The organism is Psychrobacter aquaticus CMS 56 (genome assembly GCF_000471625.1).
Taxonomy (GTDB): domain Bacteria; phylum Pseudomonadota; class Gammaproteobacteria; order Pseudomonadales; family Moraxellaceae; genus Psychrobacter; species Psychrobacter aquaticus.
Genome location: NZ_AUSW01000015.1, coordinates 201,934 through 217,263, shown reverse-complemented (window position 1 = coordinate 217,263; position 15,330 = coordinate 201,934). Strand labels below are relative to the sequence as shown.

The 15,330-nt window shown below is 43.5% G+C and carries 12 protein-coding genes; 9 read left to right on the top strand and 3 right to left on the bottom strand.

Going from position 1 to position 15,330, the window contains the following annotated elements; translation table 11 throughout:
* Positions 1-88 precede the first annotated feature (88 nt).
* From M917_RS04630 to scpB, 5 genes are all read left to right on the top strand, one after another.
* Positions 89-1,189, top strand: coding sequence for an LpxL/LpxP family acyltransferase (locus M917_RS04630; protein WP_021813617.1), 1,101 nt, complete (start codon positions 89-91; stop codon positions 1,187-1,189).
* 123 nt (positions 1,190-1,312) lie between these two features.
* Positions 1,313-2,398: a tryptophan--tRNA ligase gene (trpS, locus tag M917_RS04625; RefSeq protein ID WP_021813616.1), complete on the top strand. Its 1,086-nt coding sequence runs from the start codon at positions 1,313-1,315 to the stop codon at positions 2,396-2,398.
* A gap of 27 nt (positions 2,399-2,425) precedes the next feature.
* Positions 2,426-3,037: an O-methyltransferase gene (locus tag M917_RS04620; RefSeq protein ID WP_051354224.1), complete on the top strand. Its 612-nt coding sequence runs from the start codon at positions 2,426-2,428 to the stop codon at positions 3,035-3,037.
* A 5-nt stretch (positions 3,038-3,042) separates the two neighbouring features.
* Entirely contained in the window at positions 3,043-3,879 is an 837-nt protein-coding gene (locus tag M917_RS04615) for a segregation and condensation protein A (protein ID WP_021813614.1), read from the top strand.
* Positions 3,880-4,018: 139 nt separating this feature from the next.
* Positions 4,019-4,564 (top strand): SMC-Scp complex subunit ScpB, encoded by a 546-nt coding sequence (scpB, locus tag M917_RS04610; RefSeq protein ID WP_040641998.1) that lies wholly within the window; start codon positions 4,019-4,021, stop codon positions 4,562-4,564.
* Positions 4,565-4,715: 151 nt separating this feature from the next.
* On the opposite strand, the gene lolA is transcribed toward scpB, so the two are convergent.
* The 3 genes from lolA to rplU all read right to left on the bottom strand — a co-directional run bounded on the left by lolA (position 4,716) and on the right by rplU (position 6,449).
* Positions 4,716-5,414 (bottom strand): outer membrane lipoprotein chaperone LolA, encoded by a 699-nt coding sequence (gene lolA / locus M917_RS04605; RefSeq protein ID WP_021813612.1) that lies wholly within the window; start codon positions 5,412-5,414, stop codon positions 4,716-4,718.
* Positions 5,415-5,788: 374 nt separating this feature from the next.
* Positions 5,789-6,046: a 50S ribosomal protein L27 gene (gene rpmA, locus M917_RS04600; RefSeq protein WP_021813611.1), complete on the bottom strand. Its 258-nt coding sequence runs from the start codon at positions 6,044-6,046 to the stop codon at positions 5,789-5,791.
* 91 nt (positions 6,047-6,137) lie between these two features.
* Positions 6,138-6,449 carry a 50S ribosomal protein L21 gene (gene rplU / locus M917_RS04595; protein WP_021813610.1) on the bottom strand — a complete coding sequence of 104 codons (312 nt, stop codon included), beginning with the start codon at positions 6,447-6,449 and terminating at the stop codon, positions 6,138-6,140.
* 581 nt (positions 6,450-7,030) lie between these two features.
* On the opposite strand from rplU, the gene M917_RS04590 reads away from it, so the two are divergent.
* The 4 genes from M917_RS04590 to M917_RS04575 all read left to right on the top strand — a co-directional run bounded on the left by M917_RS04590 (position 7,031) and on the right by M917_RS04575 (position 15,137).
* Complete coding sequence (locus M917_RS04590; RefSeq protein ID WP_021813609.1) at positions 7,031-8,056, top strand: polyprenyl synthetase family protein; 1,026 nt, start codon at positions 7,031-7,033, stop codon at positions 8,054-8,056.
* Between the two features lie 621 nt (positions 8,057-8,677).
* The gene (locus M917_RS04585; RefSeq protein ID WP_021813608.1) at positions 8,678-10,069 is read left to right on the top strand and encodes an efflux RND transporter periplasmic adaptor subunit; all 1,392 of its coding nucleotides are present in this window, start codon (positions 8,678-8,680) and stop codon (positions 10,067-10,069) included.
* 35 nt (positions 10,070-10,104) lie between these two features.
* Positions 10,105-13,335, top strand: coding sequence for an efflux RND transporter permease subunit (locus tag M917_RS04580; protein ID WP_021813607.1), 3,231 nt, complete (start codon positions 10,105-10,107; stop codon positions 13,333-13,335).
* Positions 13,332-15,137 carry an efflux transporter outer membrane subunit gene (locus M917_RS04575; RefSeq protein WP_021813606.1) on the top strand — a complete coding sequence of 602 codons (1,806 nt, stop codon included), beginning with the start codon at positions 13,332-13,334 and terminating at the stop codon, positions 15,135-15,137. The genes M917_RS04580 and M917_RS04575 overlap by 4 nt, the downstream gene beginning before the upstream one ends.
* The last annotated feature ends 193 nt before the right edge of the window (positions 15,138-15,330 follow it).

The window sequence follows — 15,330 nt, the reverse complement described above, 5'->3', positions numbered from 1 at the left end:
ATATGACTCACTGTGTCAGGCTTACTTAGCCTCAATGCTATAAGATAGCTATAACCCGATGCCATCCATAGTGCTGCAAAAGGATATTATGAAAGCGCCCGAACAATACGACCCCAGTAAACCCTCCTCAAAGATTGATATGCCAGCACCGACTAACACGCAGCATAGCAATGCCGTTAAATCGCCTGCAATACCTGAGGGCACACCCACGATTACGCAAACCCATAAGCGCACAGCCCAAGCAGATAAAAAACCCTTTCAATGGCAGTTTTTATTGCCAAAATATTGGGGTATCTGGCTGGTGTTTTTGATATTTTTACCCATGATATATCTGCCATTACGTTGGCAGTTTTGGCTAGGGCGTAAGCTTGGTATATTGTCTTATAACATGGCTGGCTCACGTCGCCGTGATACATTAATCAATCTCAAGCTAGCCTTTCCAGAAAAGCCAGAAGCCGAGCGAGAATTGATGGCAAAACAAGTGTTTGTCAATCAAGGAATTGGGGTGTTTGAAACTTTGTGCGCTTGGTTTCGCCCCAATGTGTTTACCCGTACTGTTTCGATCTCCGGGTTACAGCATCTCATTAATGCCCAAAAAGATAATCGTCCTGTGATCCTATTGGGCGCACATTATACAATGCTTGATCTGGGTGGATTGTTTTGTGGCCAGTTTTTTGCTTTGGACTGTATGTATCGCACACAGAATAACCCGTTGCTTGACTGGTTCATTTATAACGGCCGTACCAACATTTTTGGCAAGCAGATTTCTAGTCGTGATATGCGCAGCTTAGTCAGCTCTATCAAAGCGGGACACATTATTTGGTACTCGCCTGACCAAGACTATGGGCTAAAACAAGGCGTAATGGCGCCGTTTTTTGGTGTGCCAGCAGCTACAATTACCGCCTCACGGCGCATGGCAAAGTTGGGTAGCAAAGATCATCCACCCGCTGTCATGGCACTGCACACCTATCGGCAGACACCAGACAATCTATCGCGCGGTAAGCGCCCGCACTACCATTTAACGATTACGCCAGAGCTAGAGAACTATCCAAGCCATGATGAAGTCGCTGATGCAACTCGCGTTAATGAGTTATTAGAAGGATTGATTCGTATTGATCCCACTCAGTGGATGTGGTTTCATCGCCGTTTTAAACATGGGCCAAGCGGACGTACCGATATCTATAAGTAGGCCTTTATTCTCAAAAATACCGATAAAGTTTGCTATACTTTATGGCTGATATTTTGCACTATTACCCACACATAAATAACAACGCATTTACAATAATTTAATAAACAAAATAACGGATTTTTCATGAGCAATAATAGCATTTCTAACAGTCAGACTCCTGATAACTCAACCGAAGCCAAACGTATTCTAACGGGTATCAAGCCAACTGGTATTCCGCATTTGGGTAATTACGTTGGTGCTATTCGTCCAGCGATTGAATCTATCCAAAATAGTGAGCATGAAGCATTTTTCTTTTTGGCAGATTATCATGGCATTATTGGCTGCTATGACCCTGCTATTATTCATGAGTCAACTAAGACCATTGCCGCCACTTGGATTGCGTGCGGTCTCGATCCTGAGCGTGTGACCTTCTATCGCCAGTCGGATGTACCTGAAATCCCAGAATTAGCATGGATTTTGAATTGCTCATGTGCGAAAGGTCTAATGAACCGCGCCCACGCCTACAAAGCGTCTGTCGATATCAATATGGAAAAGAGCGATGTCGATCCTGATCAGGGTGTCACCATGGGTTTGTTCGGATATCCAGTGCTGATGGCGGCTGATATTTTGATGTTTAATGCAACTCACGTACCTGTTGGCCGCGATCAAGTACAGCACATTGAGATGGCGCGTGATATCGCTGGTACGTTTAACCATCGTTACAAAACACTGTTCACGTTACCGTCCGCTGTCGTGGATAACGACATACCGCTGCTGACAGGGCTTGATGGGCGCAAAATGAGTAAGAGCTACAGCAACACCATTCCTCTATTTGGGGAACCCAATCCACAAGTTAGCCCTGAAAAACAGATGCATAAAGCCATCATGAAGATTGTCACCAACTCTCAGTTGCCTTCCGAGCCAAAAGACCCTGATGACTCTGCTATCTTTGAAATTTATAAAGCCTTTGCCACCCCTGAAGAGATCGCTGATATGCGCGCGCAGTTTGCCGCAGGTATTGGTTGGGGCGATGCCAAAACTGCTTTATTTAACAAAATAAATGATGAGATTGCCCCGTTTCGCGCGCGTTATGAGGAGTTGATGAATAACCCAAAAGAGTTAGAAGAAATCTTGCAAATGGGTGCAGAAAAAGCCCGTCGACATAGCCGTAAGCAGTTAGATAAGACTCGCCGCGCCATTGGCATCCGTCCACTTGCTAAGCTTAAATAATAGAAAAAGTACTGGCGGATATTGTTAATGACAACGCATAAATGCTTCGAACCTGCTTATTTTCTGTCCTACTGTCAATCTTTGTATGACAATGACAAAGTGTACGACACCGAGCAAACAAATCGACTTGAGCGTCATCGTCATGTAGAGCCAGATTCTGCTCAATTTTTGGCAAGCCTTGTAATGATACAAAAGCCCAAAAAAGTACTAGAAATTGGTACGTCAACTGGGTTTTCGACGTTATGGCTTGCCTATGGTTTGCGCCATCAATCTAATGTCGATTTGATATCGCTAGACATAGACGAAAGCCGTAGCGGTATTGCCAAAGCACATTTACAGAATACTGGTTTAGCTGCTGGCGTCAGCTTACTGGTGCAAGATGCATTCGATTTTTTAAATCAAAACAGAGAGATTTTTGATTTGATTTTCTTAGATGCAGAGCGTCAGTTTTATTGCGATTATACCGAGCAGTTACATAAAGCCTTAAGCCTTGGTAGTGTCCTCATCGTAGATAATGTCCTCTCTCATGATGATGAGGTTGGTGATTTTTTAGCAGTATTTGAAAATAATTCCCGTTATATTTGTCATACTTTAGATATTGGTGCAGGCTTATTTATGGCAGTATGTCAGGAACCTTGAGTATTATGGATATATTTGATACTGCTGCCATCCGCATCTACCAAACACCCGTACAGCATTTACCAGAAGATCTTTATGTGCCGCCGCAAGCGTTTGCGATTTGGTTAGAACAATTTGCTGGGCCATTGGATTTTTTATTGTATTTGGTCAAAAAAAACAACGTTGATTTGACACAGATGCCGATATTGCCTATCACTGAGCAATATTTGTCTTATATTGGCGAGCTGGACACGGAACATTTTGAATTGGCAGGTGATTACTTACTGATGGCATCAACGTTGATTGCGATCAAAACTGAACTGCTGCTACCTAAGCCAGAAACACCTACCGATGAACGCGATCCAAAGGCAGAGTTAATTGAGCGTTTGGAAGAGTATGCACAAATCAAAGCAGCCAGTCAGCGTTTAGACAATTTGGTACGTCTGGAGCGCGATGTGTTTTTGGCGATGGTGAGTATACCTAATCAAGACATTATGAGTGCTGAAATGCCCAGTTACTCTCCAAACTTATTGCTTGATAGTTTGTTTAAAATGCAGCTGCAGCCTAACTATCAAATGCATACCATTAACGTTGATGCCGTACCACTTGCTGATCGTATTGCCAGTATCAGTCGGCAACTCAGCACTGCTGGCGCCCGCTCTTTTTATCAGCTACTGGACAAAACGCAAGGTAAAATAGGCGTGGTTGTCAGTTTTGTGGCCGTGCTCGAATTGATGAAGCGGCAGCTGATTGGCGTGGCATATACTGAGGCAGACAGCAGCATTACACCTGATACTCATGGTACAGATCAAACCAGTACGAGCCATGACATTCCACCATTAACATTACAGTGGCTGGTTTAACAATGACCAAATAAGTTCAATAACTTAGGCGTTATTGCAAACGTAATATTTAAAAAAGAGCACATTTCTCATGGTAGATGTTGATGACACAAGACAAGATGACAACGCACAAAAACCAATATCAGCAACTGTACTGCCATTGACTGATGAACAGCAGCAGTCTCTTGAAGATATAAGCAAGCATATTGAAGTGCTATTGCATGCCTCAGAAACGCCGCTCACTGCGAATACACTCAAACAGCATTTGTCTTTGTCTACCAAAGAGCTAAATCAGGCCTTAAAATTATTAGAAAAACGCTTAGATACGGGCGTATTAAGTTTGCACGAGACTGCCAGTGGTTATCGCTTACAAATCGCAGACCGTTATAGTGCATTGATCCAGCGTATCTTTCCACAGCGTCAAGAACGCCTCAGCCAAGCATTGCTCGAGACATTGAGTGTCATTGCCTACAAACAACCTGTGACACGTAGTGACATAGAGCAAATACGCGGTGTGACACTATCGAGCAACCTATTACGGCAACTGTTCGATAAGGATTGGATCGTTGAGAAAGGTTACAAAGATACTTTAGGCCGCCCTGCATTATTGCACACCACCGCCCAATTCTTAGATGCTTTTGGATTGACACATTTAGATGAATTGCCACCAATGCCAGATATAGAAGCCATTCACACCTTATCTTAGAGCATCCAAATGCTTTCAACATAAGCATCATTGTGAAAAAACCAATCTACATTCAATCTTGTTTTATGCTCAAAAAAAGGACAGACCCCGTAGGATCTGTCCTTTTTTATTCAATGAATCAATGCTGCTTAGCGGTTCACTTTATTGGTTATTACTGATTAATAACGTCAACACCTTTAGGTGGCGTGAACTTAAACTGGCTGCTATTAATGCTTGGGTTTAGCTTGATATTGCTAAACTTGATCGATGTGGTCTGACCTAGGCTATCATTTAATACCATCATTACAGGTTTACCACCACTAAAGCTCATTGATAAGCTTTTAAAGCTGGCGCTGTTTGATTTTGGGTAAAGCACATAGTAGTTTTTATTGGCATACGGTTGAGTGATTTTAAAATTCTGATCAATTCTACTTGGATCACCCGATAATAAAAGCGCAGGGGTATTACCGACTTGGCTGTCGACATTCTGCTTAGTTGCTTGCTCTAGATCTTTATCGTAAATCCACATAGAGTTACCATTAGCAACGATCAGCTGCTGTGATGGTGATTTTGTTTCCCAACGAAAATTATTTGGGCGCTGCACGCTCATGGTACCCTTAAAATTACCACTGCTCGCGCCTTTAGTTGTCTGACTAAAATTGGCAGTCATACTTTTGGTATTGGTTAAAAGCTTGTTCAAGCGTTTGGCAGCTGTTAAATTATCAGCAGGTGCAGCCGTAGCAGACTGTGTCAGTGCCATCATAGGTGCTGCAATACCAAGCGATGTCATCAACATACCTGCTAACGCACCGCTCATTATTTTTTGTTTTAGGGTTGTCTGTTTGGCTGATTGTTTGGTTAATAAAGTCATCATTAATCCTCTCTCAAAATGCATAATCGCTGAAAAAATAAAACATCTTATTCAAATTTTTGTTTTCTATGATTGCTTAATGCACCAACATAAAAATGGTGTCAATAAGTAAGGAGGACAGTGTGCCAGTTTTTTTATTACGCGCCTAGTCCTGATTTGCAATCATTACTACGCCTGCCATACACACTTGTAACCAATAGAGTTACAAGCCATCCTGCGTCATACTTCTTTTGATATGTTGGTATCTTTAAAGAAGGCCGTACTCCATTGTATTAAACCATAGATAAAAAAAGCCTCTACTACCACACGGTAATAGGGACTTTTTATTCATCAAATTATTTCATTCAAAAAAGTGAAATAATACAGATGGGCAATTATGCGTTTTCAACCGTCACATAACGACGATTAAATTTGCCTTTGGTCGCAAACTTTACAACACCATCATTCAGTGCAAATAAAGTATGATCACGACCCATGCCAACGCCTTCGCCTGCATGGAACTCTGTACCACGTTGACGAACGATGATGTTACCAGCTGTGATAGCTTGGCCACCAAAGATCTTTACACCAAGCATTTTTGGGTTTGAATCACGACCGTTACGGCTCGAACCGGCAGCTTTTTTATGTGCCATGAGAAAATCTCCTTGTTAATGTGACTTATCGCTAATGCGATAACTCTGAAGCATTTAGTGCGCTATTTAGCAAACATAGCTAAATGGGTAATTAGGCATTAATGGCTTTGATTTTTAACAAGGTGTACCATTGGCGGTGACCTTGCTCTTTGTGATAATGCTTACGGCGATTGTGCTTGATGATACGGATTTTTTCGCCGCGACCATGCTCAACAACTTCAACTTCTACGCTAGCACCATCAACGACAGGTTGACCGATTTTGACGTTATCGCCGTCAACAACCATCAATACGTCGTCAAATTTGATTGTTTCGCCTTTTTCTGCTTTTAGTAGTTCAACTTTAAGCAATTCATTGACGACTACGCGGTGCTGTTTACCACCAGTTTTAATTACTGCGTACATTGTATGACTCCGTTTAACCCGTGTGCCGTGGCTGATATCATACCAACGCTTTTACGACGAACACGACAGGGAAAAATTAAAGGCAAGATTTTACGACTTTTTACTCATAAAAGCAAGCTGTCTATCTTACTTGTTTGGCTTGGTTTTGTAAGGGATTTATACTAACAACTCTCGTCCATATTGCTATGTATACTGCTGGTTACGAAGGTGCCACAGAGGCCAGTTTCGATAAAAACCTGCAAAATAGTCACTACAAATGAGGGTTACAACCCAACGGTGGCTATTATAGCTTATGTAATCAGTTACTTACAGTCTTTTATTATCCTCTAAATTGACTATATGGACATCAACTATGTGAGGGTTCATTTGGTTACCATTGTAGCGGTTTTTTACTGCTCAAACCTCATTTTTGATATCTGATGCATCTCATATAAATAAAGAGAATGACTCTGCTTTTGGCATGTTTTAACCAACAATTTAGAAGTATAGCTATGCTATTATAGACAAAACGTTGCCTTACCTATATATCAAGCCAAGGCTATAAAAAACCTTCTCTATTCTTATTAATATGACAATTTATTATGACCAGCACTCCTTTAAATAATACCAACTCTCCCCTTCAGCCAACGCCCAGTTATGCTGATATTCAAAGTATCGTGGCTGCTGATTTTGAGATTATGGATAAGCAAGTATTCGGTAGTCTTAATTCAAAAGTTAAACTGGTGATGAGCGTCTCGCAACATGTGATCAATGCGGGTGGTAAGCGGATGCGCCCACTAATTACTTTGCTATGTGCCCGCATGTTTGATGACAATCCATCAGAAAAAGCCATGCACCTAGCAGCAATCACTGAAATGCTGCACACAGCGACCTTGGTTCATGACGATGTCATTGATGAGTCTGGCCAGCGTCGTGGCAAGCCTACAGCCAATGCTACATGGGACAACGCCACAGCTGTATTGGTCGGTGATTATTTGATTGCCCGTGCCTTTAATCTACTGGTTGGCTTTCAAAGCTTGCCACTATTACAAGTGTTTTCAGACGGTACATGCGATATCGCTGAAGGTGAAGTTTTGCAATTGCAACATCAGCACAATCCTACTGCAACCGAAGACGACTACTTGCGTATTATCGATGGGAAAACGTCACGTTTATTTATGATGGCGACCCAAGGAGCAGCTATCTTACAGGATAAGACAGAATACATGCAGGCGTTGGGCGATTTTGGTCAACATTTCGGCAACGCTTTTCAGATCATTGATGATGTGCTTGATTACAGTGGTGATAGCGAACTCATGGGTAAAAATCTTGGTGATGACTTGGCAGAAGGTAAACCAACGTTGCCCACTATTAAAGCACTTGAGCTATTAAAAGACAGTGATATTGAGGGCTATGAGCAACTACGTATCGCCGTTCAAACAGGAAAAACACCAAACGCTGAGCAACTCATCGAATTGGTACGCCGCTCAGGCTCGCTTGACTATTGTAAACAGCGCGCGTTAGAAGAAACTAAATTGGCGCAACAAGCACTGAGTACTTTACCTGATAACCGCTATCGTACAGGTTTATATCAGCTGACCGAACTTGCTAGCGCCCGCTTGCTATAACACGGCTGTCATTATCCGCTGTTATCATTGATAAAATAATATTGAATGGCTATCGCTAAAGACTGTCACTTCAATGATCTGTTATTTTGATATACGTATTTAAGGGTTGCTAAAGTTGTTTTTTTGTATACAAAGCAAATTTAACAGGGTTTTAAGACCCTGTTAGTCATATGGTCTTGCTATTTTCACAAATATTTACAATTGCTTTCAATTGAATGTTGTACGACTCCGTATTAGCTGTTAGTGCAGGCAACGCTTACTACAACGGCATTTCATGTATTCATAAAAACCAATATTACCTTTCTTCACGATAAATACCATTCTTAATCACTTGACTGTGGGGTTACCCCTATAGTTTATAATAACGCATTAAATTTATTAGTCTAACTTTGTTGGTCTAGCTACTGCTTTAATGCCAAGAACTCTTACGCTCATACTTAATCTATATATTGCTATCCGATGTCCTAGTAGTGACGCTTTGCTAAATAGGCCGATTAAAAGCTCATTTAGCAAAAAAGGTATGAGTCTTGGAACAAATACTAATTTTAATATTCAATACGCTAAGATTGATAAATTTTTATACTGTCATTATTTATTTTATACCTATTGCCGAGGACATTGATGAAGCACTCTACTCTTGCGCTTGTAATAGCATCTGTACTATCTGGAGCTGTACTGGTTGGCTGTGACAAAAACGAGGACGCCGCTGGGGATCAAGCCGCACAGCAGCAAATGCCGCCCGCAGTTGTCAACGTCCAGACTGTCACCCTTGATACCGTACCTCAAGTACAAACTTTTTCTGGACGTACGACGGCTTATCAAACTGCCGACGTTCGCCCACAGGTCAACGGCGTTATTGACGAAGTACTATTCCGCGAGGGAAGTAACGTTCAAAAAGGCCAACCACTTTATCGTATTAATACGGACAACTATGCGTCTTCTGTAACGAGTGGACAAGCCGCAGTGCAACAAGCACAGGCCAACTATCAGACAGCGCAGGCAAATAACGCCAATGCAAAAGCTGAGCTAGCCAGCCGCCAAGCATCATTGGCACAAGCACAAAATGATCTGCAACGCTTGCAAGGCTTGGTCAGTATTGACGCCATCTCGAAGCAACAGTATGAGCAGGCGCAAACGCAAGTACGTACTGCCCAAGCTGCGGTACAAAGCGCCGCGGCTTCTGTCGGACAGACACAGGCTGGTATAGAAAGTGCCCGTGCTGGTATCCAGACAGCGCAGGCCGGTTTGGATGCTAGTAACTTAGATCTTAACCGTACCATCGTCCGTGCCCCTCTTACTGGTCGCACTGATCGCTCTAGCGTAACTGCTGGTACACTCGTGAGCGCAGGTCAAGGTGATCCTTTGGTTACAATCTCCCGTTTAGATCCTATCTATGTCGATATCAGTCAATCATCATCTGAGCTATTAAAGCTGCGCCAACAAATATCTGAAGGCACAGCACAGCCTGGCATGAATTCAGTTGAATTGATATTAGAAGATGGCTCGGTCTATCCCGTACGCGGCAGACTTGCTTTATCTGAAGCAAAGGTTGATGAGTCAACAGGTGCTGTGACCTTGCGTGCTGTCTTCCCGAACAACAATAATATTTTGCTACCTGGTATGTATGTGACAGCCCGCTTGACGCAGAGCGTAATTACCAATGCGGCATTAGTACCGCAAAGCGCTGTTACCCGTACGCCTAAAGGTGAGACACAAGTCTATATCGTTGATGCAAACAACAAAATCCAATTACGTCCAGTGACTATCAATGGTACTTATAATGGACAATGGGTCGTCACTGATGGCTTGATAGCAGGTGATAAAGTAGTGGTGATTGGTGGTAGTAAGGTCAAACCTGAACAAGAGGTGGTCGTCAAACCATTAGAAAATGCCAATCCAGCGCCATCTGCTCCTAATGCCAAAACGCCGCAGCAAGCTGCAAAAACAGTGAATAATAAGCCAGCTAGTAACGATGATTCTAACGAAAAATCTACAGAAGCCGCCGCTCAATAACTCCATTCAAAGATAGGAAGACTTAGGGATATACTATGTCACGTTTTTTTATTAATCGCCCTATTTTTGCATGGGTGCTGGCTATTTTGGTCATGCTCATCGGGGTGATATCGGTCATTAGCTTACCGATTGAACAGTATCCACGTATCGCGCCACCGACTATTTCAGTCAGTGCCAGCTATCCTGGTGCTAACGCACAAACCGTCGAAAACTCAGTAGTACAGATCATTGAGCAACGCATGAAAGGCCTCGATGGTCTCATGTATATGTCATCATCAAGCTCCTCGAATGGTAGTGCTTCTGTCACCCTAACATTTGAAAACGGAACAGACTCTGATACTGCGCAGGTACAGGTACAGAACAAATTGCAAGCAGCCATGAGCGCGCTACCTGAATCGGTACAGCGTCAAGGCGTCAACGTTAATAAGTCGTCTAGCAGCTTTTTAATGGTGCAAGCTTTTGTCTCTGAAGACGACAGTATGGATCGCAGCGATATCGCTGATTATGTCAGCTCCAACGTGGTCGATCAGATCAGCCGTGTCGAAGGTGTGGGTGAAGTTCAAGTATTTGGCTCGACTTATGCCATGCGTATTTGGTTAGATCCTTCTCGCTTACGCAGCTACAACATGGTGCCATCTGATGTAGTCAATGCGGTACGTGCGCAAAATGCACAGGTCTCTGCTGGTCAGTTGGGTCAAGCACCTGCTGACACTGAACAGCAGGTTATCAATGCCACTGTCACCGTCCAAAGCTATCTACAAACCCCAGAAGAATTTAAAAATATTTTATTGAAGACAGATACTTCGGGTGCACAAGTCCGTTTGGGTGATGTCGCTGATGTTGAGATTGGTAGTGAAAACTACAGCGTTGTCTCCTTATATAACGGCCAACAAGCAGCTGGTTTAGGTATTTCATTGGCTGGTGGTGCCAATGCGCTTGAGACTCGTGAAGCAGTCGGCGCACGGATGGCAGAGCTAGAATCAAACTTCCCAGCCGGTCTGGTATCAGTCGTGCCTTATGACACCACTCCATTTGTTCGCTTATCTATCGAACAAGTCGTGATGACGCTAATTGAAGCCATTGTACTTGTATTTATCGTCATGTTCATTTTCCTACAAAACTGGCGTGCAACGATTATTCCGACGCTTGCCGTACCTATCGTGCTACTTGGTACTTTTGCGGTACTCTATGTCGCAGGCTTTAGTATCAACGTGCTTACCATGTTTGCGATGGTGTTATCCATCGGTCTGCTGGTCGATGATGCGATCGTCGTCGTCGAAAACGTTGAACGTATCTTGGAGGAAGATCCCCATATCTCCATCAAGGACGCCACCATACAGTCCATGGGTGAGATTAGTAAAATCGTTATCGGTATTGCACTGATTCTATCGGCTGTATTTGTACCGATGGCCTTCTTTGGTGGCTCAACGGGTGTGATTTATCGTCAGTTCTCGATCACTTTGATTACCAGTATGGTGTTATCCGCTTTAGTTGCCCTTATCTTTACCCCTGCCCTATGTGTGACCTTACTCAAACGTAGTAAGAGTCATGATAAAAGCAGTATCGATGAGCAAAAAGGATTCTTTGGCTGGTTCAACCGTGGTTTCTTTAAGCTTAGCCGCTCATATGAAAACTTCGTTGGTAAGAGTATTCGTTTTAAATGGTTATATCTGATTGGCTATGCTGCCATCATCGGGATTATGGCGGTCGTATTCTTACGTATTCCAGGTTCATTTTTACCAGAAGAAGATCAAGGTATCATGTTTACCTTGGTTCAGCTTCCTGCTGGTTCGACGCTGGATGAAACGCAAGATGTACTCGATAAAGTCAGTAATTATTACGAAACACAAGAGACGGATAATATCGCCTCTGTCTTTACGATCGCAGGCTTTAGTTTTGCCGGTCAAGGACAAAACATGGGACTGGCTTTCGTCCGTTTATCAGACTGGGAAAATCGTTCTGGTGCAGAAAACACTGCGCAGGCGGTTGCTGGTCGCGCCATGGGCTATTTCTTTACCCAGTTAAACGAAGCACAAGTATTTGCCATTGTACCCCCAGCAATTACCGAACTTGGTAATGCCAGTGGATTTGACTTAATGCTTCAGGACACAAGTAATCTTGGACATGAAGGGCTACTTGAAGCGCGTAATATGCTCTTAGGCATGGCGGCACAAAATGATCAAGTCGCTGACGTCCGTCCAAACGGTCAAGAAGATGCACCGCAATTAAAAGTGAATATCAATCAAGAACAAGCCGCGGCTTATGGCTTGTCATTGGCCAATATCAATAGCGTTATCTCCACGGCGTGGGGTTCGAGTTATATCAATGACTTCGTCGATCGTGGTCGTATTAAGCGCGTTTATATTCAAGGTGAACCGAGCAGCCGTACCAACCCTGATGATATCAGTAAATGGTATGTGCGTAATGACACTAATGAGATGATCTCATTTGATGCATTCTCGAGCAGTGTATGGGAGTCTGGGTCACCACGTCTGACTCGTTATAACAGCCTACCGTCCATGAATATTCAAGGTGCCGCTGCGCCCGGTTTGAGTACTGGTGAAGCGATGAGCGCGATGGAGGCGATGATAGAAAATCTACCTGAAGGCGTGGGTTACGAGTGGACAGGTATGTCACTTGAAGAGCAAAAGTCAGGTGCGCAAGCGCCAATGCTATATGCGCTTTCAATTTTGGTCGTTTTCTTGTGTCTAGCAGCCTTATATGAGAGTTGGTCTATTCCTTTCTCAGTGCTGTTGGTTATCCCACTTGGGGTATTGGGTGCCGTAATCTTTACTTGGTTACGTGGCTTTAGCAATGATATTTATTTGCAAGTAGGTCTGCTCACCGTGGTTGGTCTATCTGCCAAAAACGCCATCTTGATTATCGAGTTTGCAAAAGAACACCAAGAGGAAGGTTACAGTCTCACCGAAGCGGTCATGACAGCAGCACGCCAACGTTTGCGTCCAATTATCATGACTTCACTTGCCTTTGGACTGGGTGTTGTGCCATTATTTATCGCCACAGGTCCTGGCTCAGGCAGTCAAAACGCCATCGGTACCAGTGTACTTGGTGGGGTTGTTACCGCTACTTTCTTAGGTATCTTCTTTATTCCCATGTTCTATATCTGGGTGCGTAGTTTGTTCCCGCACAAATATGAGAATAACAAGCCAAATGATAAAGATGGTGGTAATGGTACGCCCGACCCACACAACCCAACGCCTTCTGAGAGTTATCAGCCTGCAAGCTTTGGAGACAATACACAATGAGCGCTCAAAAAACATTTACCATCAATTCAGCAGCGGTAGCAAGCTTTGCTACTACTGCGCAACCCGTGCTATCAAGAATGCGTAAAAATGGTGGTCGTCTCTTAGGCTTAACTGCCTTGGCCATAAGTATGGCCGCTTGTAACACCATTCCAAAAGCTGATATGAGCCCTGTCCTTGCAGAGCCTAATATTCCTATCGGACAAACTTATGGCGCGTTCGATAAGGAAACTGTCAGTACAGGTGAGCAAGCAAGTATCGCCAGTCAACGTTGGCAGAACTTTTATAGCGATGAACGTTTAAAAGGTTTGATTGCTTTGGGTCTTGAAAACAATAAAGACTTCGAAACTGCCCGTCTAGCGATTGAAAAAGCACGTGCCCAATATCGTATTACCGATATCAATGACTTGCCAAGTATCGATGGTAGCGCTGGCTACTCTCGTCAACGCCAAAGAAACGTCACGAGTGATGGCTATAACGTCAACCTTGGTCTGGCTAACTACGAGCTCGACTTTTGGGGTAAAATTGCGAGCCTAAAAGATCAAGCACTACAGAATTTTTTAGCCACAACGGCCGCTAAAGACGCGACTCAAATCAGTTTAATTAGTAATATTGCGCAGAGTTATGCCAATTTAAGCTATAGTTTAGCGCAACTAAAACTGGCAGAAGCGACTGTTGAGAGCCGTGAACAATCGCTGTTTATCGCCAGCAAACGCTTTGAAGCAGGTATCGATCCTAGACTACCTTCTTTGCAGGCAAGTGCTTCGCTAGAGACTGCCAAACTGGCGGTATTACGCGCACAGAGCAGTATTTTAACCTCACGTAACGCCCTGCAATTTTTGGTTGGTGGACCCATTCCAACCAATCTGATTCCAACACCAGCAGTCAGCAATATCACCAATCAGCAGATATTTAATGCTGGGTTGCCGAGTGAATTGCTGCGCTACCGTCCAGATGTGCTACAAGCGGAATATAATTTAAAAGCCGCTGGTGCCAATATTGCAGTAGCGCGTGCGTCTTACTTCCCTTCTATCAGCTTATCAAGCAGCATCGGTGTTAGTAGCGACAGTTTAGACAACTTGTTCAAAAGTGGCGCGGTTGGCTGGTCATTTGGACCGAGCATCAGTGTGCCTATTTTTGATGCTGGTCGCTTAGATGCCAATTATGACGTGGCCAAAATCGAGCGTGAGCAAACACTTACAGGTTACGAGCAATCTATACAGGTTGCTTTCCGAGAAGTATCGGACGTATTAGCAACACGGGCGACGCTTGGCGAGCAGCTCGAAGCACAATATCGTTTGCAAGATAATTTTGAGCAGACCTATCAGATTGCAGATGCACGCTTTAAAGCGGGTATTGACAACTACTTGGATGTGCTCGATGCGCAGCGTTCGTTGTTTTCAACGCAGCAGGGTATTTTAGATTTAGAGCTACAAAAACTCGTCAGCCAAATTGAGCTATACCAAGTGCTAGGTGGCGGTGCCAATCTGGACGTACCGACCATCATTCCTGTGCCGCAGTATACCAATTTAGCACAAGTCGTCAATCTACCAGCCAATAGCAAAAAAGCACAAGCAATCAATGCGATTGATGCTGCCAGCTCAGCACGTGTGGCATCTGCGCAAGAAGCCGCCGCTATAAAGCAAGCACAAGCCAAAGAGGTGACTACCTTTGAGCCGACTGCTACCGTTGATATCAATAATGACGGTACAACGGATGCGGCTGTAGGAGTCATCACTGAAACAACGATTTCTAATGACGAAAGTGTTGAGCAAGTACCTGTCACCCAGATCATTGAGCCTTAATTTATATGATATTATTATTCTGTGACGCTATTACTCTGTGACATTGTTTCGGCCTCACATTGACCGTCAATAATTACAATCAGCCCTACCGACTCGGTAGGGTTTTTTGCTTTCGTAACCTGTTATTGGTTATAGATGAATTGCATAAAACAATTTTAACAAGACCATTGTTTTTAAGATTAAAATAACAATG